Origin of the sequence: Eubacterium sp. BL-380-WT-2B, assembly GCF_009696115.1 — a bacterium.
GTDB classification, from domain to species: domain Bacteria; phylum Bacillota; class Clostridia; order Eubacteriales; family Eubacteriaceae; genus Eubacterium; species Eubacterium callanderi.
Genome location: NZ_VUMP01000002.1, coordinates 508,961 through 533,104, shown reverse-complemented (window position 1 = coordinate 533,104; position 24,144 = coordinate 508,961). Strand labels below are relative to the sequence as shown.

The 24,144-nt window shown below is 45.2% G+C and carries 24 protein-coding genes and 1 tRNA gene; 2 read left to right on the top strand and 23 right to left on the bottom strand.

All coding sequences use genetic code 11. From position 1 onward, the window contains the following. Positions 1 to 20 precede the first annotated feature (20 nt). The 14 genes from FYJ53_RS05440 to dapF all read right to left on the bottom strand — a co-directional run bounded on the left by FYJ53_RS05440 (position 21) and on the right by dapF (position 13,720). Entirely contained in the window at positions 21 to 665 is a 645-nt protein-coding gene (locus FYJ53_RS05440) for a thiamine diphosphokinase (RefSeq protein ID WP_154557089.1), read from the bottom strand. A 1-nt stretch (position 666) separates the two neighbouring features. After that, positions 667 to 1,557, bottom strand: a complete 891-nt coding sequence (gene rsgA / locus FYJ53_RS05435) for a ribosome small subunit-dependent GTPase A (protein WP_243143942.1) — start codon at positions 1,555 to 1,557, stop codon at positions 667 to 669. Positions 1,558 to 1,574: 17 nt separating this feature from the next. Next, a complete protein-coding gene (gene pknB, locus FYJ53_RS05430; protein WP_013381595.1) occupies positions 1,575 to 3,329 on the bottom strand; it encodes a Stk1 family PASTA domain-containing Ser/Thr kinase in 1,755 nt (584 codons plus the stop codon). Beyond that, positions 3,322 to 4,068, bottom strand: a complete 747-nt coding sequence (locus FYJ53_RS05425; protein ID WP_013381596.1) for a Stp1/IreP family PP2C-type Ser/Thr phosphatase — start codon at positions 4,066 to 4,068, stop codon at positions 3,322 to 3,324. Before FYJ53_RS05425 ends, pknB begins: the two co-directional genes overlap by 8 nt. Positions 4,069 to 4,072: 4 nt before the next feature. Next, positions 4,073 to 5,095 (bottom strand): 23S rRNA (adenine(2503)-C(2))-methyltransferase RlmN, encoded by a 1,023-nt coding sequence (gene rlmN / locus FYJ53_RS05420; RefSeq protein WP_013381597.1) that lies wholly within the window; start codon positions 5,093 to 5,095, stop codon positions 4,073 to 4,075. Between the two features lie 103 nt (positions 5,096 to 5,198). After that, positions 5,199 to 6,524 (bottom strand): 16S rRNA (cytosine(967)-C(5))-methyltransferase RsmB, encoded by a 1,326-nt coding sequence (gene rsmB / locus FYJ53_RS05415; protein ID WP_154557087.1) that lies wholly within the window; start codon positions 6,522 to 6,524, stop codon positions 5,199 to 5,201. A gap of 6 nt (positions 6,525 to 6,530) precedes the next feature. Then, on the bottom strand, positions 6,531 to 7,229 hold the full coding sequence (locus FYJ53_RS05410; protein ID WP_154557086.1) for a zinc metallopeptidase: 699 nt from the start codon (positions 7,227 to 7,229) through the stop codon (positions 6,531 to 6,533). A 68-nt stretch (positions 7,230 to 7,297) separates the two neighbouring features. Next, the gene (gene fmt, locus FYJ53_RS05405) at positions 7,298 to 8,239 is read right to left on the bottom strand and encodes a methionyl-tRNA formyltransferase (RefSeq protein ID WP_154557085.1); all 942 of its coding nucleotides are present in this window, start codon (positions 8,237 to 8,239) and stop codon (positions 7,298 to 7,300) included. Beyond that, positions 8,236 to 8,676 (bottom strand): peptide deformylase, encoded by a 441-nt coding sequence (gene def / locus FYJ53_RS05400; RefSeq protein ID WP_013381601.1) that lies wholly within the window; start codon positions 8,674 to 8,676, stop codon positions 8,236 to 8,238. Before def ends, fmt begins: the two co-directional genes overlap by 4 nt. A gap of 13 nt (positions 8,677 to 8,689) precedes the next feature. Next, complete coding sequence (priA, locus tag FYJ53_RS21405; protein WP_154557084.1) at positions 8,690 to 10,918, bottom strand: primosomal protein N'; 2,229 nt, start codon at positions 10,916 to 10,918, stop codon at positions 8,690 to 8,692. An 8-nt stretch (positions 10,919 to 10,926) separates the two neighbouring features. After that, positions 10,927 to 11,259, bottom strand: coding sequence for a DNA-directed RNA polymerase subunit omega (rpoZ, locus tag FYJ53_RS05390; RefSeq protein ID WP_013381603.1), 333 nt, complete (start codon positions 11,257 to 11,259; stop codon positions 10,927 to 10,929). A 2-nt stretch (positions 11,260 to 11,261) separates the two neighbouring features. Further along, positions 11,262 to 11,894, bottom strand: coding sequence for a guanylate kinase (gene gmk, locus FYJ53_RS05385; RefSeq protein WP_154557083.1), 633 nt, complete (start codon positions 11,892 to 11,894; stop codon positions 11,262 to 11,264). Positions 11,895 to 11,933: 39 nt separating this feature from the next. Next, on the bottom strand, positions 11,934 to 12,815 hold the full coding sequence (locus FYJ53_RS05380; RefSeq protein WP_013381605.1) for a YicC/YloC family endoribonuclease: 882 nt from the start codon (positions 12,813 to 12,815) through the stop codon (positions 11,934 to 11,936). 26 nt (positions 12,816 to 12,841) lie between these two features. Further along, the gene (gene dapF / locus FYJ53_RS05375; protein ID WP_013381606.1) at positions 12,842 to 13,720 is read right to left on the bottom strand and encodes a diaminopimelate epimerase; all 879 of its coding nucleotides are present in this window, start codon (positions 13,718 to 13,720) and stop codon (positions 12,842 to 12,844) included. 145 nt (positions 13,721 to 13,865) lie between these two features. Between dapF and FYJ53_RS05370 the strand changes: the two genes are divergently transcribed. Beyond that, the gene (locus tag FYJ53_RS05370) at positions 13,866 to 15,677 is read left to right on the top strand and encodes an NFACT family protein (RefSeq protein WP_195840239.1); all 1,812 of its coding nucleotides are present in this window, start codon (positions 13,866 to 13,868) and stop codon (positions 15,675 to 15,677) included. A 277-nt stretch (positions 15,678 to 15,954) separates the two neighbouring features. Here FYJ53_RS05370 and FYJ53_RS05365 read toward each other — a convergent pair whose 3' ends face one another. From FYJ53_RS05365 to FYJ53_RS05325, 9 genes are all read right to left on the bottom strand, one after another. After that, entirely contained in the window at positions 15,955 to 16,878 is a 924-nt protein-coding gene (locus FYJ53_RS05365; RefSeq protein ID WP_013381608.1) for an RluA family pseudouridine synthase, read from the bottom strand. A 21-nt stretch (positions 16,879 to 16,899) separates the two neighbouring features. Then, positions 16,900 to 17,634 (bottom strand): YlmH/Sll1252 family protein, encoded by a 735-nt coding sequence (locus FYJ53_RS05360; RefSeq protein ID WP_154557081.1) that lies wholly within the window; start codon positions 17,632 to 17,634, stop codon positions 16,900 to 16,902. Positions 17,635 to 17,643: 9 nt separating this feature from the next. Then, positions 17,644 to 18,987 carry an MATE family efflux transporter gene (locus tag FYJ53_RS05355; protein WP_154557080.1) on the bottom strand — a complete coding sequence of 448 codons (1,344 nt, stop codon included), beginning with the start codon at positions 18,985 to 18,987 and terminating at the stop codon, positions 17,644 to 17,646. Positions 18,988 to 19,123: 136 nt separating this feature from the next. Next, entirely contained in the window at positions 19,124 to 19,489 is a 366-nt protein-coding gene (locus tag FYJ53_RS05350) for a hypothetical protein (protein ID WP_013381611.1), read from the bottom strand. Positions 19,490 to 19,592: 103 nt separating this feature from the next. Continuing rightward, complete coding sequence (locus tag FYJ53_RS05345; RefSeq protein ID WP_013381612.1) at positions 19,593 to 19,862, bottom strand: YggT family protein; 270 nt, start codon at positions 19,860 to 19,862, stop codon at positions 19,593 to 19,595. Positions 19,863 to 19,864: 2 nt separating this feature from the next. Beyond that, positions 19,865 to 20,356 (bottom strand): cell division protein SepF, encoded by a 492-nt coding sequence (locus tag FYJ53_RS05340; protein ID WP_013381613.1) that lies wholly within the window; start codon positions 20,354 to 20,356, stop codon positions 19,865 to 19,867. Positions 20,357 to 20,366: 10 nt separating this feature from the next. After that, a complete protein-coding gene (locus FYJ53_RS05335) occupies positions 20,367 to 21,029 on the bottom strand; it encodes a YggS family pyridoxal phosphate-dependent enzyme (protein ID WP_090414624.1) in 663 nt (220 codons plus the stop codon). A 26-nt stretch (positions 21,030 to 21,055) separates the two neighbouring features. After that, positions 21,056 to 22,177: a hypothetical protein gene (locus FYJ53_RS05330; protein ID WP_013381615.1), complete on the bottom strand. Its 1,122-nt coding sequence runs from the start codon at positions 22,175 to 22,177 to the stop codon at positions 21,056 to 21,058. A 180-nt stretch (positions 22,178 to 22,357) separates the two neighbouring features. Continuing rightward, a tRNA-Pro gene (locus FYJ53_RS05325) sits at positions 22,358 to 22,434 on the bottom strand. A 281-nt stretch (positions 22,435 to 22,715) separates the two neighbouring features. Here FYJ53_RS05325 and gadC point away from each other — a divergent pair. Then, positions 22,716 to 24,143, top strand: a complete 1,428-nt coding sequence (gene gadC, locus FYJ53_RS05320; RefSeq protein ID WP_154557079.1) for a glutamate:gamma-aminobutyrate antiporter — start codon at positions 22,716 to 22,718, stop codon at positions 24,141 to 24,143. The last annotated feature ends 1 nt before the right edge of the window (position 24,144 follow it).

Below are 24,144 nucleotides of genomic sequence, written 5' to 3'. Positions count from 1 at the left end.
AATACTTGCACGTTTTTATTTTACTCATTTACAATGTCAACCATCAAAATCCCCTGCTCAACCGATATTTCAGGGCACTTCTCTACCGTTACGTTACTGATGCCGTACCCCGGAAAAAAATGCGCCATCACACCGTTTTTCACCGGATATTCAAACCCTTCAATATTAATTCCGCTGGCCTGATCAGTAAATGCCAAAATCGAAACAGTGGTTCCCACTGGCACATCCAGAACAGCCCGGTCCTTTACCAGAAAAACCCGATTATTTTCATTGACAATCTCGCCCCGAACCCCTTTTTTTAGAAGGCGATTAAGCAAATAAAGGTTCCCGAAGCTGTGGTCAAATCGGCTTCCCAGGGCGCCGAAGATGACCACCTCATCAAAGCCATTCTTTATGCAATACTCGATGGCCAGCTCGGTATCCGTTTCGTCCTTATGAGTCGAATGATGGTCAATGGTCACACCTCCTTCTGAATAATCCGCAAGCAACTCTGCATGGATCGAATCCATATCTCCAACTAACAGCTGCGGCGTTACGCCCAGAGCATGGGCGGCATTTGCACCGCCATCAGCACAGATCACCTGAAAAGCCTCCTGGTCCTCCAGATAATTTTTATAAAAAGTTAGATTTTCGTATTGTCCATTTGTAAAGACGACTGCTTTCATTCTAATAGTCACTTCGCTTATTTTTTATTTCATCCAAAAGATAGCTGTAATGCTCATAGCGCACCTGGCTGATTTCACCCTTTTCAAGCTGTTGCTTCACTACACAACCAGGCTCACTCTGATGCAGGCAGCTCGCGAATCGGCAGGAGCCTTCCTCAAATTCCGGGAAATAAAATCGAAGGTCTTCCTTCTCAATTTCGCTGTCGAGCTTAAGGGATGAAAAGCCTGGGGTATCCAGCAGATACCCGCCAACCTTTAAATCCAGCAGTTCAACATGACGTGTGGTGTGCTTGCCACGGTTAAGCTTCTGGCTGAGCTCCCCGGTTTCCATGGCACCCGCCTCACACAGCCTGTTGGCCAGTGTGGACTTGCCTACCCCTGAGGGGCCTGCGAGAAAGGCTGTTTTTCCCGCTATTTCGCTTTCAATTTTCTGCAGGGCAATGTTGTCCGTCTGATCAAAAGCAAAGCATTTATAGGGTGTTTTAGCGTAAATATCCATAATCCTCTGCAGTTCATCTGCTTCCACGAGGTCTGTTTTTGTAATACAGATGACAGGCTCAACCACTTTCATTTCCGATGCAATCAAAAGCTTATCCAAAAGCAACAGGTTTGGGCTCGGGTTTTCTCCGGCAAACACAATTAACGCCACGTCTACATTGGAAACAGGCGGGCGCACAAATTCGTTTTTTCTTGGTTTTATTTTATCAATTGCCAGTTCATCGCTGTCATTTTCGACTACCTCTACAAAATCACCGACCATGGGTTTGATTTTCTGATGTCTGAAAACACCCCGGGCTTTACATTCTAATAAAGAAGTGGAACCATCGGGTCTTACATAGTAAAACCCTCCGATTCCTTTTATAATTCTTCCTGAGATTCTATTTTGTTTCATACATAATCCAATTTTATTCATTCGTTTGTGGGTGGTGTTGGTGTTGGCGTCGGTGTTGGCGTTGGCGTCGGTGTCGGCGTTGGGCTTGGCGTCGGCTTACCGCTGCTGACTACAAAATTGATTGACGTGCCCCGCTCAGTTTGAGTTCCCTCTGTAGGAGACTGGCTGATAACAAGACCGGCGCTCACCGTGTCGCTTTCGCTGGTCGTTACCCGGCCAACACTCAGTCCACTGCTTTCAATCTGCGCTTCTGCGGCCGATTCGCTCAAACCCACAATTCCAGGAACGGTTACAAGATCCTGCCCCTTGCTGACATAAAGGGTAATGCTGGTGCCCTCAGCAACACTGACACCTTCGCCAGGATCAACCGAATAGACAATGCCCGTGGCAACATCGCTGTTGTATTCACGTTTGACATTTTTGACCAGCTTCAGCTTATCGATGGCCGCAGTCGCTTCTGCCTCACTCAACCCGATAACCTTTGGTACTGTGACATTCTGAGTTCCCTTGCTCACGGTTACCTTGACAGTCTGTCCTTTTTTCATTTCTCTTCCTTCTTCAGGATTTTGAGAAACGATTTTGCCAGATTCTACGTCTGAGCTGTACACCTGATTTTCAACTTCCAGCTTTAATCCGGCCTTTTCCAGCTCCTGGGTTGCCTGTTCCTGGGTCATATTTTTAATGTTCGGAACCATGACCGCCTTTGCCGTCAATGTATTCATCAAAATAACAATCAGAATAATGGCCAAGATACCGCCTGCGATAGAAAAAGCAATGATTTTTTTCTTTTTCTTCCGCTGGGCCTGCGCCAGATCATCTCCTTCTTCCTCATCATCGTCGTGATAACCGCTTTCGATCGGTCCTGTAACAGGCTCAATTTTGAATAATCCTTCATCACCGATAATCTGTGTTTCATCACTGACCACAGAGCCATTATCGCCCACTGCCGCATTGGCATCCACCATGACCTTTTCAAGATCATCGATCAGTTCATCCATATTCTGGTAACGGTCTTCAGGCTTTTTATGGGTCAGCTTGACCACAACATCATTAACACTGGCCGGTATATCCGGCATAATTTCCTTTGGAGGCACCAAATCCTCCTGGATATGCTTAATGGCAATGGTAACCGTATTTTCCTCATCAAAAGGAAGCTGTCCAGTCAGCAGCTCATAATACATGATGCCAAGGGAATAAAGGTCGGAACGCTCATCCACAAAGCCGCCTCTCGCCTGTTCAGGTGAAATATAGTGAACAGAGCCCATGGTCTGGTTGGTCATGGTTACCGTAGAGCTGGTAATAGCTCTCGCAATACCAAAATCCGCAACTTTTGGCACCAAATCGCGGGTTAAAAGAATATTGTGAGGTTTTATATCCCTGTGGATAATCTTATGCTCATGGGCGCATTTAAGCGCGGCTGCCACGTCAATGATAAAACGGGTAGCTTCCTTGTAATCCAGATGCCCTTTTTTATTCAAGTATTGCTTCAGGGTAATACCATCCACATACTCCATAATGATATAATAAATATCCCCTTCCACACCCACATCGTAAACTGAAACGATATTCGGATGGGAAAGTCCCGCAGCAGCCTGGGACTCACGGTCAAATTTCTTAATGAATTGTTCGTTTTCTGTGTACTCTTCACGCAAAACCTTAACCGCTACATAACGGTTAAGCTTACGGTCCTTTGCTTTGTAAACATAGGCCATGCCTCCGCGCCCGATCAATTCAATTATCTCGTAGCGATTGTTCAAGACCTTACTAATCATTGGCAGTTACCTCTTCCTTTGGGTTAAACAGTACAACGGTAATGTTATCATTGCCACCGTTGTGGTTTGCTAAGTTAATCAATTCCTTGGTCGCGTCTTCCAGAGAATGCGTTAATACAATTTCCCGAATAGCCCCTTCATCAACCATATTGTAAAGACCGTCGGAGCAAATCAAAATGACATCCTCCGAGGTTACCTGGTAATCATACAGATCCGGCTGAACAATATCGTCTGTCCCGAGAGCTCGAGTAATGACGTTTTTCTGAGGATGGACACTAGCTTCCACCGAAGTGATTTTCCCCTCATCCACCAGCACTTGAACCAATGAGTGGTCCTTTGTTAACTGCTCCATTCCATCTTTGTTAATGCGGTAAGCCCTGCTGTCGCCTACATGAATAACGCCTAAACGGCTGCCGTCAAGTATGCACATGGTGAGAGTGGTCGCCATACCAAGACACTCTTCACAATTGCGGCTTACATCAATAATCTCATGATTGATTGCATTGACAAAATGGTACATCTCGTCATAGTCAAAATAGTTTTCGACATCTGACAGCTTTTCTTTTATATAATCAACAGCCATCTGACTGGCAATTTCACCGGAACGGTGACCGCCTAAACCATCGGCTACTGCGAAGACATAGTATTTTCTTCCACTGTTTTCAATGGTAGCTGCCAGGCAGGCGTCCTGATTCACTTTCCGCTTGGCACCTATGTTTGAAGAATACGCGCACTTCATCTCATCACCTCTTCATTCCGTCTGCTTTCTGGCGCAGCTGTCCACAGGCCGCGTCGATATTATCGCCTATTTTCCTTCTAATTGTACAAGTAATACCGCGCTTTTTCAACTCATTGCTAAAAAAATTTACATTTCGGCTTCCCTTGTACGCACTTTCCGTAACCGGATTCAGGCCAATTAAGTTGATATGACAAGGCATTTTCCCCAGTATTTCAGCAAGCTCAGCTACATCTTCGGGGCGATCATTAAATCCATCGATCAATGCATATTCAAAAGTGATTCTTCTCTTTGTTTTTGTAAAATAATTGTTACAAACCTTAAGAAGTTCTTCAATCCGATATTTTTTTGCCACTGGCATCAATGTTTCCCGGCGCTCCTGAAAGGGGGAATGCAGTGAAATGGCGAGGTTAATCTGAAGGTCCAGTTCTGCCAACGCTTCAATTTGTGGAACAAGGCCGCAGGTAGACAGGGTGATTTTGCGCTGTCCGATTCCCCAGCCCTCGTTTGCAATATTTAAAAATTTCAGTATATTATCGTAATTGTCCAGCGGTTCACCGATCCCCATAATCACGACATTGGAAATCCGGATTCCTGCTTCCTGCTCTACCAGATAAATCTGATCCAGAATCTCGCCTGCTTCAAGGTCTCGGATTTTCCCACCTTTTGTAGATGCGCAGAACGCACAGCCCATCCTGCAGCCCACCTGGCTGGAAACACACAGAGAATAGCCATGATGGTAGGACATCAGTACGGTTTCAATACTGTTGCCATCCGGCAGACGGATCAGGTATTTTCTTGTCCCATCCTCTGGGTCTTCCTGTGTTTTTTCAATGCTTCCATGTTCGATATTGTAGTGGCTTTTCAGTTTTTCACGAAGGTTTTTCGAAAGATTCGTGCAATCGTCAAGTTGCGCCGCTTTCTTTTCATACAGCCATTGATAAAGCTGTTTTCCCCTGAAGGATGGCTCTCCGGCCTCTTCCATCAGCATTCTACACTCAGTTAATGTTTTTCCAAATATATTTTCCATCAGAAAATGGATTACCTTTCTATCCAATTAAAAATCCGGCATAAAGCCGGATCCTCATTGAGTCAATACACTTTTAATTATTATAACATAAATTCTAACAAAGTTAACAATCTTTTTTCAATTTTGCCATAAAAAAGCAGTCGCAGCCATCATCAAGGGGGCTTGTATGAATGCTGTTTTCCCCTTCAGAGACGGCTTCTATGCGCATAAAGGGATAGTCTTTCTGCACCCGCTCAATCTGCCTTTCATTTTCGTCGCTGTTGACCGTGCAGGTACAATAGACCAGGGTACCGCCTGGCTTCAGGTATTGAACCGCATGATCCAGAAGCTGCCTCTGAATCCGGACCAGCTCCTTTCGGGCTTTCTTTGTGATGGTGTAGCGTATCTCAGGCTTTCTGCGGATGATGCCAAGGCCTGAGCACGGCGCATCCAGCAGTATCCTGTCAAAGGCTTCACGATCCTCCGGCCTGAAAATACAGCCGTCTGTTTTCTCCGTTTCAATATTACAGATGCCAAGGCGCGCGGCTGTCTCCTCAATGAGCTTAAGCCGGCTGTCAAAAATATCTCGGGCAATAATCGTGCCTTCGTTTTCCATTATCTGGCTTAAATGGGTCGTTTTTCCACCCGGCGCAGCACACATATCCAGCACGCGGTCCGTCTTTTCTGGCCCTAGAAGCCGGGCGGCTTTCATTGCCCCCTGATCCTGAATCATAAAACAACCAGCTGTGAACAGCGGGTCACACTGCACCTGATTTTCAAAGCCCCCCAGGTGGCTTAAATGGAGTGCATCACAGTCCAGTGCTCCTTTTTCACAATAAATCCCCTTATCCGAAAGTTTTTCTTCCAAAGTGTTTCTGTCGACCTTAAGGGTATTTGCTCTTATAGTAAAGGGAGGCTTTTCATTAAGAAGAGGAATGATTTTCTCTGCCTTTTCAGCGCCAAAGGTTTCATAATATTTATGGATGATCCAGACCGGTATAGAGTATCGAACGGATAGCGCTTCTTTCTCATTGCTGAAGGAAAAAAAATCAAAAGCCTCATCCGTCTCCTTACTTCGGAGTATGTTTCTGAGCACTCCGTTGACAAAACCTCTGGCCTTTGGCTTGATCCTTCCGGTGATCTCAACCGATTCATTCACCGCTGCATAGGATGGGATTTTGTCCAAAAAATAAATCTGATAAACCGCAATCCTGAGTATTTCCAACACCTCGGGGTCAAGCTTATTCAGATCTTTTGAAATATGCTTTTTTAAAAGGTAATCCAGATACAGTTTATTTTGGAGAGTCCCGTAGACAATATTGAGATAAAGTCCACGGTCCTCTTCTTTGTAATGATTTTCTCCAAGCACTTTTTTAGTTTCCAAATTGGAATAAGCGCCTTCCCTGCCGACTCTGAGAAGCGTTTTTACGGCTTGTTCACGAATTTTCATAAGCGGCTAGTTCCTGTTCCGAAGCGCTAGCAGACGCAGCAGGTTTAAAAATGCCATAAGCGTACTGGCAACATAGGTTAACGCAGCTGCCCGAAGCACCTTCTTAACCCCCTGTTCTTCACCCGGAGCAATGAGCTGGTACTCTTCCAGAGCCGCCACAGCCCGTCGGCTCGCATTAAATTCCACCGGCAGTGTGATAATATAGAACACCAGGGAAACACAGAATAAAATAATCCCGATGTTCATTAACGTTACGCCAAACCCGGTGCCGCCTCTGCCAAAGATCAGGCCAATGAAAAACAGCGGCCACGCAGCATTGGAGGCAAAATTGCAGACTGGTACAATGGCATTGCGGAAACGCAGAGGAAAGTAGCCCTCTTTGTCCTGAATGGCATGACCGGTTTCATGTGCCGCGACACCGACAGCCGCGATGCTGTCCTGACTGCCAACGCCGCCAGACAAGCGCATGACCTTGTGCCTGGGGTCATAATGGTCTGTCAGGTTCCCGCCAATGCTCTCGATGCCAATATTGCTTAATCCATTGATATCCAGCAGCTTTCGGGCTGCCTGAGCCCCGGTCAGACCGTTTCTGGTCCGCACACGGCTATAGGTTTTATAGGCACTGCTGACCTGATACTGTGCATAGGCGGCTAATATAAGCCCTGGTATCAATATCAGCATTGAGCTATAGTAACTTAAAAACATTTTATTTTCCTCACATTTTTAATTATTTGTGACCTATTATACAAAAGCACTCTAAAATCAAGCTTAATCTATTCAAACCGTGAGCCAAGGGCGATGCTGTTTCCGTTGAAATAAACCTTTGACAGCATTCTTTTCTTGCCCGGCATCTGGATTTCTCCAACCGCCAGCGCGCCATCACCGGTTTTTACTACTAAGCCATGCTTTGTATCTGCCTGCAGGACAGTTCCAGGAAGCTCTTCCCCAGAATAGTCCAAGCTTTCCGGCGCAAAACATTTTATCTTTTCACCGTTTAATTCAGTATATGCACCTGGGAAGGGATCCGTTCCGTTAATACGCCGTAAGATTTTAAAGCTTGTTTGATTCCAGTCAAGCTTTCCAGTGGTCTTTTCAACCTTATCCGCGTAAGTTGCCAAATTTTCATCCTGCTTTTCAGGAATAGCTGAACCATTGCTGAGGGACTCCAGCGTATCAAGCAGCAGCTCCGCTCCCTTTTCTGCCAAAAGATCATGAAGGTAGCCTACGGTTGTTTTCGCATCGATGGGCACACTCACCTTTGAAAGCATATCTCCTGTATCCATGCCAATATCCATTTTCATGATTGTAACGCCCGACTCTGTTTCTCCGTCGATAATGGCATGGTGCACCGGAGCTGCGCCCCGGTATTTGGGCAGCAATGAACCGTGAATATTCACAGAACCCAGAGGCGGCATGAACAAAATCTCTTCAGACAGAATCTGACCATAGGCTGCTACCACAAAAACGTCTGCTTTCAGCGCACGCAGCTCTTCAACCACTTCCGGTACCTTAATTCTCTCAGGCTGCAGAACCGGTATTCCCAGCTCCAGCGCACGCTGCTTTACAGGCAGAAATTTTATTTTTTTCCCCCGCTGGTTTGGTCGGTCGGGCTGGGCGACCACAGCCGCCACATCATGCCCGGCTTCCACCAGCTTATTGAGGGCGGGAACCGCAAAATCGGTGGTTCCCATCAATACAATACGTAATTTTGTCATTTAATTACCCTGTCCAAAAACACAATGCCGTTCAGATGGTCAACCTCATGGCATACCGCCCGGGCCATCAGCCCCTGGCATTCCATTTCATAGCGGTCACCGTTTAAATCGGTGTATTCAACCGTGACAAATTCTGGGCGTTCCACCTTACCGGAGCGGTCTGGAAAGCTCAAACAGGCTTCTTCCTCAACGACTGAGCCTTCCTGCTTTGTGATCTCCGGGTTAATCAGGGTCACCGGACCCTCACCAATATCAATGACGATCAGCTGTTTCAGCACCCCAACCTGCGGCGCTGCCAGGCCGACTCCTTCCTCAGCATACATTGTATCCAGCATATCTTTTTGCAGTTCAATGATCCGATCATTTATTTCAGTAATCTCGCGGGTCTTTTTTCTGAGAATCGGATCGTCGTTTACCCGCATTTTTCTTATGGCCATTCTATTCTCCTTTCTACAAGGTGGCAGGGGGATCAATTTCGATTGACACCTTTGAGGCCAACCGCTCTATTTCCCCCGCCGCCGTTACTTCTTCAATAATATGTTTAAAGGCATCCAAATCCTTTGTTTTCAACAAAATTTTCCAGCGAATCTGTCCGTTTCCACGGATGACGCCAGATAAAAAGGGCTCAAAAATTTCCACAGATGTTCCAGATCCGGAGACTTTCTTTAACGAATGGAAAAACGCACGGCTGTCATTTGCCACCTGTGCTTCATTCGCATGAAACAAACTGAACAATACAAGATGCTTTTCCGGCGGATAGCCCATGAGACGCCGATATTCAAATTCCTGTCTGTAAAAATCTGCCGGATTTTCTGAAGTCAGCGCCGCATTTGTGATGTTATCTGGTTCGTAGGTCTGAATCAGACAGGGTGTAGCCTCCGTCATACGGTTAAAAAAACGCTTGTAAAGCTGGTAAGCGTTCTCCGATGAGCTGTAGTCCCCATGGTTTAAATCGCCATCAATGAGCAGCGCAGCAGCTAACCCGATATTTTGAAAATCAAAATTTCTCAGCAGCATCCGTGTCCCCAAAATAATATCCCAGTGTTTCTCCGAGAGCTCTCGATTGACTTTTTTAAAATCTTCATAGGAGGTGATGGTTTCACCGTCCAGTTTTAAAATTCGACTGTCGGGGTAGCGCTTTTTCAGCAGCTCATAGACCTGGTCAATCCCCAGCCCCAGCGCCTTGATTTTTTTCTCTCCGCATTCGGGACAGATCGTGTTTCTTTTTTTAGTATACCCGCAGTAATGACATTTTAAAACATCACCTCCTGCATAGTATTTCAGACTGACGCCGCAGGCAGGGCATTTTTCCACATAACCGCAGCTCCTGCAAAAGACATAGGAGGCATAGCCGCGTTTATTGATCAGCAGCATGGCTGTCTTTTTTTCCGCCAGTGTTTTTTCAAGACACTCTTTGAGGCGGGAGCTCATAAAGTCAAAATTCCCCGACTTCATTTCACTCTGCATATCCACGATGGCCGGCACAGGCTTCTTTCTTGCAAAACAGGGCGCGTTGTAAATTCCTGTCCATTCCCCGGTTTCCGTCTTTTTTACCGCCGCGACAGATGGAATCTCATCACTGATGATCATATCCGCATCGCAGAGGGACGCATATTTCTGAGCAATGGTAATGGTATTATACCGGGGCATTGCAGACGCATAATAGGATGGATCGCGTTCTTCATCCACAATGATGAGCCCAAGCTTTCTGAAGGGCATGAATAATGCCGCCCTCGACCCTACCAATACCTTTATCTCGCCACAGCTTACCCGTTTAAAAATCTGATACCGCTCCTTTTGGCTGAGCTTTCCATGACAAACCGCCACAGCGTTTCCAAAATATCGGTATAGCAAGGTCCGCGTCTCAAGGGAAAGCCCAATTTCCGGGAACAGCATCAATGCTGTCTTTCCCCTGCTCAGACACTCCTCCACCGCCTTACAGTAGAGCATAAGTCTGGTTTCTAAATTTTCCTCAAAAATAAAGCACGGAGTTCCCTTTTGTCGTTTCTCTGAAAATTGGCGATATAAAAAATCGCCGCTCTCCGAGATCACAATATCTTCTGGCCTTACTTTTTCACCTATCGCCTTACAGCTTGTATCCCGTTCATAGGCAGAAACCAGTCCCTTCTTCTCAAGGGAGCGAAGGCTGCTGCCAACATCTCCCAGCAGCTCACAGATCTCTCTTCTGGTGAAATCCCTTGTCTCAAGCAGCTCGAGAATTTGTTTCTGTACCGGTCCGCTCACCCTTTCTTTTTGTTCAAGCCGATAGACTTTTTCAGTGGATTCGTAGGGCTCAAAGGCGATCCGGTTCTCATGGGGGTTTTCCTCAGAGATCACCAGCCGCCTGACAACCTTCACAGGGCTTGTAAAATGATAAAGGCCCTCATAAAACAAAGAGCAGTAGGTGCTTTTCATCCAGAGACATAAAGCGATCTGTTCCTTTGTTAAAATCGGGCTTTCATCAATAACTGCTTCAAGTTCTTTGATTTTATCCGGATAAGCGGTTTCCTTTTTCACACGGACCACAAAGCCCTCAAGCTGACGGTTTCCGTTCCCGAAGGTTACGCCGACACGCACTCCGGGAACAACGACCGGCTCAAACCTTTCCGGTATTTTATAATCGTAAGGATGATCAATTCGCTTATTCGTCTGATTTAAATAAATCTCAGCAAATTTCACAACTGTTCCTATAAATCTTCAGCCATATCAGCGGTTGTTTCAGCTTCGCTACAAAGTTCATCTTCCGGGAAAACAGCATCTTCAAAAACATCGTCAACCTCTGAGGCTTCTGCAGGCTGTACGGGGCGTACAAGATCCTGCGCGATTTCCGCAGTCGCAATGGAAACCGGATTATCAATGGTAATTTTCACCAATGGTTCGTCACCATCAATGATTTCTCTTGCTCTTTTAGCGGTTGCCAGCACCAGCTCATATTTATTGCTCGCCTTGGAAATTAAATCGTTGATGGCTGGATAGCGCATCCCTTTACTTGTATAATTATCTGTAATATTTGGTTTCATTTCTACCTCCCTAGAATATCATTTACTTTGTTTTTCAAACGTTCGGTTCTGCATTTTTCAGCAATGATAATGGATTCGACCTGGTGTGCCGCCACATTTTTATCCTGATTAATGACAATATAGCTGTAATCATCCGCATTTGTCATCTCATCATAAGCACAGCTCAGACGCATTTCCATCTGCTCTGCACTTTCTGTACCACGCATCTCAATTCTTCTGCGCAGCTCCTTCATAGACGGGGGCGCTATAAAAATATAAATACCTTCCTTGTAGTTCTCACGAACCTTTGCGGCACCCTGAATATCAATTTCCAGTATAACATCATACCCTTCTTCGAGCAGATTTTCAACATAATCCTTTGGAGTTCCATAATAATTATCATAAACCGTTGCGTATTCCAGGTACTTTCCCTGCTCAATACGCTGTTTGAACTCTTCTTTGGTGACAAAGAAGTAATCCTTCCCCGGCACTTCATAATTTCTTGGTGAACGGGTGGTTTCAGAAATGGAAAGCCGTATCTCCGGGCGGTTTTCACGCACAATTCTGCACACTGTGCCCTTACCGGCACAGGAAGGCCCTGAGATGACAATCAGAATCCCTTTTTCCCGTTCAAAAAATTTTTCTTCACTACTCATATTTGCTTAAACTCCTCCAATTGCTGACGTTTTTTTATATCATTCGATATTCTGTATCTGTTCGCGGATTTTTTCAATTTCACTTTTGACATCTACTACAAGATTGGCAATGCCGATGTCGTTGGACTTTGAACCGATGGTATTGATCTCACGGTTTAATTCCTGTACCAGAAAATCCAGCTTACGGCCAACCGGTTCATCCTCTTCTCCCAGAATCTCTTTTAAACGGCCGGTATGGCTTTTAAGCCGTGTCAGCTCCTCGCTGATGTCCAGCTTGTCCGCCATAATGGCCACCTCGGTTAAAACACGCTTTTCATCCACTTCCATAGAATCTGTGTAGGCTTCCACTTTTGTGCGGAGCTCTTCCTGATATTTTTTCAGCATTTCAGGACTTTTAGCCTCTATGGCTGAAACAGCCTCTTCAATAACAGCGCAGCGGGCCGCAACATCCCTTTTGAGGGCTTCTCCCTCACGGCTTCGGCTGGTGTCCACCTGTTCCAGGGCTTCCTCCAGCACCGGGGCCATTTTACACCAGACCTCGTCATAATCCACGCTTTCATCCTCAAGACTTACAACATCTGGAAATTTGGCAATCAGTCCCGGGCTCAGATCATCATCAATCATGGAGTCCAGGGTTTTAATTTCATTCAGAACATGGATGTATGCCTTAGCAAGATCACGGTTAAACACAATCCGTTTATTCTGAGCGTCCAGCTCGTTATATTTGATAAAAATCTCAATGCGTCCACGGGCGATTTTTTCACTGATGGCCTTGCGGATATTTTCCTCAATGGGATTCAATGACCGCGGCAGCTTCAGAAAAAAATCTCTGAAACGATGATTAATCGTTTTTATTTCAATTGATATCTCCAGTGCTTCATCTCTGTAATCCTTACGGCCAAAACCTGTCATACTTTTCATTTTTGTTGCCTCCGTTCTTTTCAGGCTTACAATCCTCTTAAAGCTGCAAATAACGCTTCTTCTTCATTTGGAACCTGCATTTCATAGGTCCCCCTAAAAACAACCTTTGCCGGTCCTGTCATAAAGACAGCGCTCCCGTCGAGCTCAATCACCAGATCTCCGCCGGATAAACAGGCGTGGACCTTATTGCCAACCAAGCCCATGCGGTGCAGCACCGCAACCGTCGCACAGGTACCAGTACCACAAGCCAGCGTACGGCCGACACCGCGTTCCCATGTATCCATGGCAATACTGTCATGGCTGATGACCTCCGCAAAGCTGATATTACATTTATTTGGGAACATAGGGTGCTTTTCAAAATAAGGGCCAACCTCCTCTATGGGGAAGCTGTCCACATTTTCGACTAAAACAGCCATATGCGGATTGCCCATAGACGCGCAGCCATAGGTAAGCTCCCGATCTTTGTAAGTGATCTTTTCACCGAGGAGCGTCGTTTTATCCGAAATGACCGGAATGTCCTGTGTCTGAAAACTGACACTGCCCATGCTTACTCTGATGGTTGATACCCCCCGGTAGGATTCTAAAACCTGGACGCCGATTTTACCGGCTCTGGTCTCAACCTCAAAGGGTTTTGACGCGTCCACAATACCAGCATCGGCTGCATATTTGGCAAGACAGCGGACGCCGTTGCCGCACATTTCAGCAATGGAACCGTCCTGGTTGTAATAATTCATTCGCACATCACAGGACTCCGAAGGCTCGACCAGAATCAAACCGTCTGCGCCGATGCCAAAATGCGGCCTGCACATTGCCTCTATTAACGGCGCCGGCAGCTCGATGGACTGATCCATATTGTCAATGACGATAAAGTCATTTCCGGCACCCTGCATTTTTGTAAAATTCATTCTTAAGCCTATCTTTCCATTTTGAATTATTTACCTTCTATCATATCCAAAAAACTTCCAAAAAACAACAGGAAATGCTAGAATTATTTGAAAAGATTAAATAAAGAAATAAAAATCTTTAAAATAGATGAAGGGAATTGAACCAATGGCATTTGACGGCATTACTACCAAACATTTAATAAAAGAATTACAGGCGACCATCATGGGTGGCCGTATCCGCAAAATATACCAGCCCGAAAACGATGAAATCCGCATGACGATTAACAGAGAAAAGGAAAATTATAACCTCCTGATCTCAGCCAACGCCAACAATCCGCGCGCCTACCTGAGTGAAAAGCTCAAGGAAAACCCCAACACGCCCCCCAGCTTCTGCATGGTGCTGAGAAAACACCTTCTCAACGGCATCATTGTGGACATTGTGCAGCACGAAACAGACCGGGTGATCGAGTTCAGCATCTCCGGTAAAAATGAATTCAACGATGTGGTGATCAAAAAGCTGATGGTCGAGATCATGGGCCGAAACAGCAATGTTATTTTAATCGATGATAAGACAAACGCCTCCGGCGAAACCCAGGATAGTGAGGACATCATTCTGGACGCCATGAAAAAAGTGGGCTCCGGCTCCAACCGCTACCGCCAGATTCTGCCTGGCAAGGCCTATATTTACCCGCCTGAAAGCGGCCGGCAGAATTTTTTATCTCTGACAGAGGCCCGGTATCATGAAATGGTGGCGGAAAACGCCGAAACCGTTACCGAACGCTTCTGGGTGCAGTGCTTTCTGGGCTTAAGCCCCATTATCGCCCGGGAATTCTGTTTCAGAGCCGGTCTTAACCCTGAGCTCAAGCTCAGAGAATTTTCAAAAAAGCAGCTTGGCTATTTATATCAGGCTTTCAGAGAGGTTATGGATGAAATTGAAAAGGGGCCCGACTGCGGCATTTATTACTTTCGGCGTGAAATCATTGATTTTTCAACGGTCAGCCTCCACCATATGACCGATAACGAACGCAGTGCCTACACAAGCGTCTCAAAAATGCTGGAAGCATTTTACTATATCAAGGATAAAAAAATCCGTTTCAAGGCAAAGAGCGCCAATCTGCGGCATCAGCTGGACACTCTGTTGAAAAAAAACTACAAAAAGCTCCAGAACCTGCATCAGGATATGGACAACTCCAAAAAAAACGAAAAAAACAAGCTCTACGGCGACCTGATTACCGCCAATATCTACAGGATTGAAAAGGGTATGGAGACCATTGAGCTGGTGGACTATACCGACCCGGAAATGAAAACCGTCAAGGTTCATCTCAAGGTCAATGAAACGCCCTCCCAAAATGCCCAGCGCTTTTATAAAAAATACAACAAGGGCAAACGGGCCCAGATACAGCTGGCCGAACAGATCAAAACCACCGAGGAACAGGTCTACTACCTGGAGAGCCTCACAGGCGGTCTGGACCAATCCACAGAGCTCAACGAGCTGGACGAAATCCGCCACGAATTCATGCATTCTGAATTTAACAAAAAGGGCCTGACCCCTAAGGAAGCCAAGAAAAAGGTTGCAGCTTCCAAACCTCTGCACTTCATCTCATCCGAGGGCTTTGACATTTTTGTTGGGAAAAACAATTACCAGAACGATTATATTTCCACACGCCTGGGCGTAGACGAGGACTGCTGGCTTCACGTCAAGGATATTCCCGGCTCACACGTCCTGGTGGTGGCAAAGGGGCGTTTCATCACAGAGGATACCCTTCTGGAGGCGGGAATGCTGGCAGCCTGGCACAGCAAGGCCAAAAACTCCGAAAATGTCCCGGTGGACTACGTTGAGTTCAAGTATTTAAAGAAGCCTAAAAAATCCAAACCAGGCATGGTTATTTTCACCAACCAAAACACCATGTACGTGACACCCAGCAAAGATAAAATCACCGCGATCCGGCAGGTTTTCGACAGCGACGAGCAAATGTAGTCTAAACATAGCGTTAGAAGCATCTTAAATCTTCCGGCTTTCATATGACACATATGGCAAAGCGCAGCGTCATGTGACATAAAAAAACAAGGGGTCTGGTAAGCATTTTTTAACTCAGTTTATTTATTTTACTATTTAATTGTATTATAATAAACAAAAGCGGTCTGCTTAAAAATAAAACAGACCGCTTATACTGCCTGCGCCTTGTCATATGTGTCGTATGAAAACGCGCAGCTTTATTTTTTTAAATGCTACGTTTGATTAAAATCCAAAGTTTTTACTCAATTTCCTTCAGCCCGTCCAGAATCGCCTGAAAGGCTTCGGGCAGGGGCGCAGAGAACTCCATGTACTCGCCGGTGCGGGGGTGCTTGAAGCCCAGCAGCTCAGCGTGAAGGCACTGCCCCTCCGTCTTAAAGGGATTTTTTTTATCTCCTTTATATAAGGGATCGCCCGCGATGGGGTAGCCAATGGCCTGCATGTGCACCCTGATCTGATGCGTTCTGCCGGTTTCAAGCCGAAACTGCATCAGCGTATAGCCCTCTGCATAGCGCTTAAGGGTCTCGAAATGCGTAACTGCCTCTTTTGAATTTTCCTTAACCACCGCCATACGGACACGATCCTTTGGATGCCTGCCGATGGGCATATCGATGGTGCCGCGGTTATTCTCCATGATGCCCTTCACCAGCGCCTTATACTGGCGGGTGATGGTGTGCGCCTTCAGCTGCTCCGTCAAATTCTGATGGGCGGCATTATTTTTCGCCACCATCAAAAGCCCAGAGGTATCCTTATCGATCCGGTGAATGATCCCCGGCCTGTAAACACCGTTGATGTTTGACAGTGCGCCGGTATGGTGCATCAGGGCATTGACCAGCGTGCCGGACGGGCTGCCCGGGGCCGGGTGCACCACCATTCCCTTTGGCTTATTGACCACAATCACATCCTCATCCTCATAGATGATCTCTAAGGGGATATTCTCTGGCTCAATCGTGCTCTCCGCCGGCTCAGGAATCTCCATAGTAATGATCTCTTTGCCCTTCAGCTTATAGCTGGCTTTTTTCTGGCCGCCATCCACCTTCACGGCGCCTTCGTTCAGTAAATTCTTAATATAGCCTCTGGAAAAATCCGGCTCCTGCTCAGCGCAGTAAGCGTCAAGACGCACACCAGCTTTTTCTTCCGAGACATGGTATTCTTTTATTTCCATTGATTCATTCCTCAATTTCTTCTAAATATATTTATCAACAATCAGACGAAGGTTTCCCTTTTTGGTGACACCGCCAAGCTCTGTGATCACTGCTTTTCCCTTGCCTCTGAACGAAATAACATCGCCATTCTTGATCCGATAATCATTTTTAGTGACCGCTTCATAGTTGACACGGACACGGCGCTGTTTAATATAAGTAATGCTGTCCTGTCTTGAAAAGCCCCATATTTTATTGATTACACCATCCAGACGGTCCGATGCAGCTACCAGCTCCAGCCGCTTAAACCGCAGCTCAAAGGTTTTGATCTGGTCAGGCTCCAGTATTTCAGGCTTAATGGTCCTGCCCTTCACCTTTGTAAAATTCAAGGTGATAAAATCTCTCAGGCGTTCTGCAAAAACCACCTGGACTTCTTCATCGTTCATATTAATATCGCCTACACATTCCCGCGTGATGCCCAGATGCATCAGCTCTCCGAGCACATTGCGGTGATCCATTGGAAATTCCTTGGGGAAAGCGACTGCCAGCATCGGCCATTCGAGTGTATCGGCTTCTAAATAATCCGGGTAGATACACAGCATTCGCCTTCCGGCATTTTCCGTTCCTCCCCAGAAAAGATAGGGCTCTCCAGAATGTTTTAAAATCTTTTCCATTTTCATCTGCATGGCCTCATCCTGAAAATCGAAAAACTGGGGGGCATAATTATTCTGGCAGGCTTCCTCTACTCTGGCCAGCAAAAATTCATCTTTTTTATCCATTTCCATACCTCATACCACGGGGGTTTTCCAACGCCCCAGTCTTAAATAAATGATCTCTGCCACAACAGAAACCAGAGTGGCTGCCGGCGCCGCCAGACCAATGGCCATTAGACTGCCAGACAGTGTCACACTTAAAATCCATGCCAGCGGCAGGCGGACAAGCAGGGACGCCGCCACACCGTTAACCATTGAAAAAGCTGTTCGTCCACAGCCGTTAAAAAAACCAAGAAAGCAGAAACCAAAGGCAACAAGCATAAAATCAATACTGAAGGTTCTCAGATAGGCTGTTCCGGCCGAAATAACTGCCGGTTCCGCTCTAAAAATCTGTAAAACAGACGCTGGAAAAACCTGGGCCCAGATAAAAAAAGGGATTGAACAGAGCAGTGACATCACAATACTGGCGAAAAGAGATTTCTTCGCGCGGTCAGGCTGCCCTGCTCCAATATTCTGAGCTGCAATGGCCGCGATAGCCCCCGAAAAGGCGCTGGCCGGAAGCATGGCAAAAGCGTCAAATTTTCCCGCAATACCAACCGCGGCGGCTGCAACAACTCCCATCGTATTGATGATAGCTGTAATAAACAAAAAGGAAATCTGCAGTAAAGTCTCCTGCAAAGATACCGGAATCCCTACCTTCAGAAGCCGTTCAGCCTTGTCTCTGTAAATCCTGAAGTTTCCTCTTTTGAATTTAAAAATAAAGCTTTTCCGGTTCAGATAAACAATGGCCAGGATCATACTGACTCCCTGTGAACCGGCTGTTGCCAGGGCAGCTCCCGCCGCGCCCATTTTCAGGCCGCCTACCAGCAGTAAGTCAAAAACGATGTTAAACACACAGGCTGCCGCAATAAAATACAATGGGCTTTTAGAGTCGCCCAGACCTCTAAGCATTGCCGCCAAAGCATTATAACCAAAGATAAAAAAGATTCCGCAGGCACAAATCCGAACATAATCCATGGCCGAGGCAAAGGATTCCGCCGGTGTCTTCAGCAAACCCAAAAACGGCGCGGCCAGCAGAAACAATGCCAATGTCATTAGAAGCGCAGCGATGGCAAAAAGCGTCAGCATGGTACTGATGGTCTCAACGGTATCTTTTTCTCTGCCACCGCCATAATACTGGGCAATAATGATGGTGCCGCCCATGGTCAGCCCGGCTACAAAGCTTATGACAATCTGCATCATCTGTGTTCCGATGGAAACTGCCGCGACCACAGCTGCGTCATTAAACCAGCCAACGACCATCATATCCACCGCGCCATAGAGGGCCTGGATAAAATTGGCCATGAGGTAGGGCAGCGCAAACACTGCCAGTGTTTTATAGATATTGCCTTTTGTCAGATTTTGTACTCGCTGTTCCAAATGCCTGTCCCCCAAACGATTCATAAACAATCTTTTCTATTATAGCTAAAAACGCAAATGTTCTCAAGCTAAAACATACGACAAAAAAACCGGTGTTCCATCACCGGCTTTTCACATTAAACCTTTTTCCTTTAGCTCACTCCATATATTCGAGGATCTCATAGGATTCTGACTTTGACAACTCAAGAACGAACTCTCCCCTTCCGTTCTCTGTCATCCCCAAACGAAAACCAATGCGTTTATCTGCCGTTGTGACGATAAGCTTTTCCTCATCTTCATCCAGCAGCGTCAGATTTTCATTCCGATAGACGACCATTGTCTTAATCTGCATGACCTTTTCCAAATCTTCATAACGGACCATTTTGGTAAAATTACCATAGCTGCTTTGCCTGAAACCCGGCGGCGCCTTATTACCATCTACGATTAATTTAAATGTATCCGGCATAATCTCCTGACACTTAAAGGTTTCACCATGATACAAAGCATATTGCCCTGAGCGCATATTTTGTTCACCTCCTTTCATGTATAATAGAAGATTTTTATGTATTCGTTTTCTTTCAAGCTTTAAATGAAACCGTCTGTCCATGGCGGCAGACGGTTATATGCTAAAAAATCGCTTTAATCAGCATTTGATATAAAGGATAAATGATAAACTGAAGCAACACCACGGCCGCAATCCCAGAAAAATCAATGGGACCAATGACTGCAAAACGGCGCAGCGGTGACAAGATTGGCTCGGTTAAGCCATAAATCAGTTTCACGATCGGATTATCCGGGCTGGGATTAAACCAGCTCATCAGAATATTCGCTACAATCAGGAGCGTGATCAACTCAACAAGATAACGACCGGCAACAATTAAAATACTTTCGATCATTCCTATTTATCATCATCCCAGTTTAAAATAGGGGTAATTGTATCACTCTCGTCTTTTTCCATGCTTGTGGAAACAGAAACCTGTTTTGGCGCAAGGATAAAAACATTATCGGCTATACGGTTGATAGAACCTTCCAGAGCAAAAACCGCTCCGTTAAGGAAATCAAAAATTTTCTGTCCATCTTCGTATTCTGTATTTTTGAGATTGACAACAACCGTCTTATCTGCCTTGATTTTATTGACGATCCCTGGCGCGTCTTCAAAACGTTCGGGGTCTAAAACCAAAACCTCCGGACCATCGCCAATACCGACAAGACCTGTACGTTTCGGGGCAGGTGTTGTTTTCTTTGGCTGAGGTGCGTAGGTGTTTCTCGGTTCTTCGACAACTTCTTCTACTTCATCATCATAGTATTCATCATCGTAATATTGATCGTCGTCATCCATTTCCATACCGAAAACCTTTATGATTTTATCTTTGAATTTTTCGTTTGCCATGCTGTTTCTCCTAACGATTAAATATTTTTCTTCCGATCCTTACAATCGTAGCCCCTTCTTCTATAGCGATGGGGTAATCATCCGTCATTCCCATAGACAGATATTGCATTTTAATATTCTCTCCATGGTATTCTTTTTCTATTGTATCATATAATTCTTTTAAATGCTTAAAAACTTTATGAATTTCATCAGATTTTTTTGTCATAGGCCCTATACACATAAGCCCCTGGACCTCAAGATGCGGGCAGTTCCCGACTTCTTCCATAACCATTTCGTATTCCTCAGCCATAAAACCCGATTTGCTGTCCTCTTTCGCAAGGTTAAACTGGATTAAAACATTTGTTTTAACACCGTGCTTGGCGCTTTCTTTTTCAATGGTTTTTAACAAAGGGACAGAGTGAACTGAATGGATCAGACTGACCTTCCCCATCAGGTATTTAACCTTATTGCGCTGCAGATGACCAATAAAATGCCAGCGCACCGGTCCTTTGACCTCATCAACCTTGGCCAGAAATTCCTGAACCTTATTTTCGCCGAGATCATAAACACCGGCGTCGACAACCGCTTGTGTTTCTTCCACACTGCGGTGCTTGGTCACCCCCACCAGCGTTACATTTTCCGGAATATCTTTTTTAATTGCTGCAATGTTTTCTGCAATGACATTCTCTGTCATTCTGTTTCACTTCTTTCTCTGAAAATTTATGGATAAACCTTAATGGTCGTGCCGGAGGACAGTTTCTTATTATTTTCATCGTCCAGCTTTAAAATAGCCATACCCTTATCATATTTATATACTGTTACGGGTGTCAGCTCCTCAAAATAGCCCTTTTCAAGCGTTTTTACATAGGTAGCGCCGTCTTTTTTGATAATAGCACTCTGCGGCACCTGAAAACAGCTAAACCGCTCGATATTAACGTCGGTATTTATCATGATTTCATTGGCAAAAACATTGACATAATCCTTGACAAGCATGACGATTATTTTATTATCACCGTCATCAATAACATCGACCAGATAGCCCTTGTAGGTATTCTGTCCATTTTCAAAGGAAAGGGTAGGATAGTAACGGAGCTGATCAACCCGCTTGACCAGAAATTTATAATATTCTGTGTTTTTTTCTGAGCCACGGGTCCCCATATATTCTTCCTTATTGTCCAGCGCTTCCTCTTCGCCTTCCACCGCTTCACTTTTGGGAATCGAAAAAGCAGTGAAGATATGGTCGTTATTAATAATTTTCAGGGCCGTCTGATTCTCTTTATCAATTTTGCTGGCCGTCTTCAGAAAATTCGTATTGATATAGGGCAGTGCGCTTTCACTGACAACTTTTTCCATGGCGTTAAGAGTAGTATAAACATACCCTGAGCCCATCATCTGTAAACCACTTAATGTAATATCTCTTGGCTGACCATCATTTAAACTCTCGTATACAGCCTTTTGCTGGTTAAGTTCATCCTGGTTTTCTCCCATAAACTGGACAGAATCCACCAGAAATTCCTTTCGCTGCCGGTCGGCCTGACCAAATTGTGTGGTAATCTTTGCCATTCCCACATAGTTTGCTGTAATTTCATTAATGACTGAAGGCCAGTCATTATAGTACTTATCCGCCATAATCTGATCAATGGTATCTGTCTGGTACTTCAGAAAATTCTGATTAACTACCTTTGGAGACTGTGTCAGCGTTTTGTAACCATTGGTTTTTTCTCCTTCGGGCAGTGTTAAATCTGCCGCGGAAAAATTATCCAATTCAATATAATCAATGTCTTTAAAAAAGAAAAAATTGGTTTTATAGGCATTGGTATATTCAGAGGTTTCCAACAGCATCCGCTGGTTATTCCGGTAAATACCTGCAACGATTATGACGGCAATTAAAAAAAAACGACGCCAATAATCAATTTTCTCCGTTTATTGACCCGTCTCTTCCATTCCCGTGTAGCTTGACTCATCTTATTCACCTGTTAGTTTACTTATTTTATATAAATCTCTGATTTTGAATAAAAAAAATGGTCTGAGTGAGAGGATTCGAACCTCCGGCCTCGTGAACCCCATTCACGCGCGCTACCAAACTGTGCTACACCCAGACATCGAAGATTATTATAGCGGTTTTTATGAAAAATTTCAAGAGGAAATCTCAATATTTAATAAAAAAATAAGAAAAGTATCAAAAAAAGATGGATAATGTGGCTTCGAGCTGCTTCTGAGCCTTTGCCCCACTTTTTATCGAACAAAATAAAGCGCTACTTATTTAGAGCAAAACTTCCATTTTTATCAATTGACTTATTTTCTTTGTCCGTTAACTCGCTTTCCATCTGGGTATTTAACTATTAGCACTCCAAAAGATAAGGAATGGTACCTGTTTAAAATGAAAAATCAACTACTTAACAATACATCAAAAACTTCAAAGCTGACGCTTTTCAGTTTTTTCGCAATGACAGCGTCAATGGTTATGACAGCGGATAAATACGCGACCTTTGCCTCCTCGGGCTTCTCACTGGCTTTTTTTCTGGTTGCAGGCGGCTTTTTATGGTTCATACCCGTCTCGCTCTGCGCTGCAGAAATGGCTACCGTTGAAGGATGGGAGGAAGGCGGCGTGTTTACCTGGGTCGGAAAGACCATTGGTGAACGCTTTGGCTTTGCAGCCATATTTTTTCAGTGGTTCCAGATTACCATCGGATTCATATCAATGATTTACTTTATCCTTGGCTCATTCTCCTATGTCTTTAACATACCTGCTTTGGAACAAAATCCTTTCATTAAATTCATTGGTGTTCTGGTGGTTTTCTGGGCCCTGAGCTTATCACAGCTTGGCGGCACAAAATACACTGCCATGATCTCAAAAGTCGGCTTTATCGCTGGTATCCTTTTTCCAGTGCTGCTGCTTTTTGGATTAACCGGTGCTTATGTTTCCTCTGGCGGGCCCATACATTTGGAAATGAATGTACATACCCTGATCCCCGATTTTAAGGATGTGGATGATCTGGTGATTTTCGCTTCGTTTATTCTGTCCTTTATGGGCATTGAGGTTTCAGCCACTCACGTTAACCAGTTAAAAAACCCCAGCCGGAATTACCCTCTGACCATGATTATTTTGGTCATACTGGCTATTATTTTAAACACCGTAGGCGGCATTTCCGTCGCAATGGTTGTTCCTGCCCAGAACCTGAGCTACAGCTCGGGGGTCGTACAGACCTTTGAAAATCTGTTCCGCTACTTTAATCCAAATATGCTCTGGATGGTCCGTATTCTCGGCGCTATGATTGCCATTGGCGTTATGGCCGAGGTCAGCTCGTGGGTGGTCGGCCCATCGCGTGGTCTTTATGTTGCAGCCAAGGATAACCTGCTGCCAAAAATTTTTAAAAAGACCAACAGCCGCGGCATTCCCACAAACCTGATTTTAGGTCAGGGGATCATCGTAACGATCTGGGCTGCTGTCCTGACCTTTGGCGGCGGTGGAAACAACCTTTCATTTTTAACCGCCATTTCACTGTCTGTTGTGATTTATCTAATCACCTACTTTTTATTCTTCGGTGCTTATTTTATTCTACTCTACAAACATCCAGAATATAAACGCGCCTATCAGATACCCGGCGGGCGCCTTGTCAAAACCATTATAGCCGGTGTTGGGCTATTGATGTCCATTTTCACCTTTGTGGTGACTTTTTTCCCGCCAGACCAGCTGGCGCCTGTCAATTATATCCGGTACGATATGATCCTGATTATCAGCTTTTTAATCGTACTGGCCCTCCCCTTTCTGCTCTATCATATTGAACGGAAAAAACATAAAAACTAAA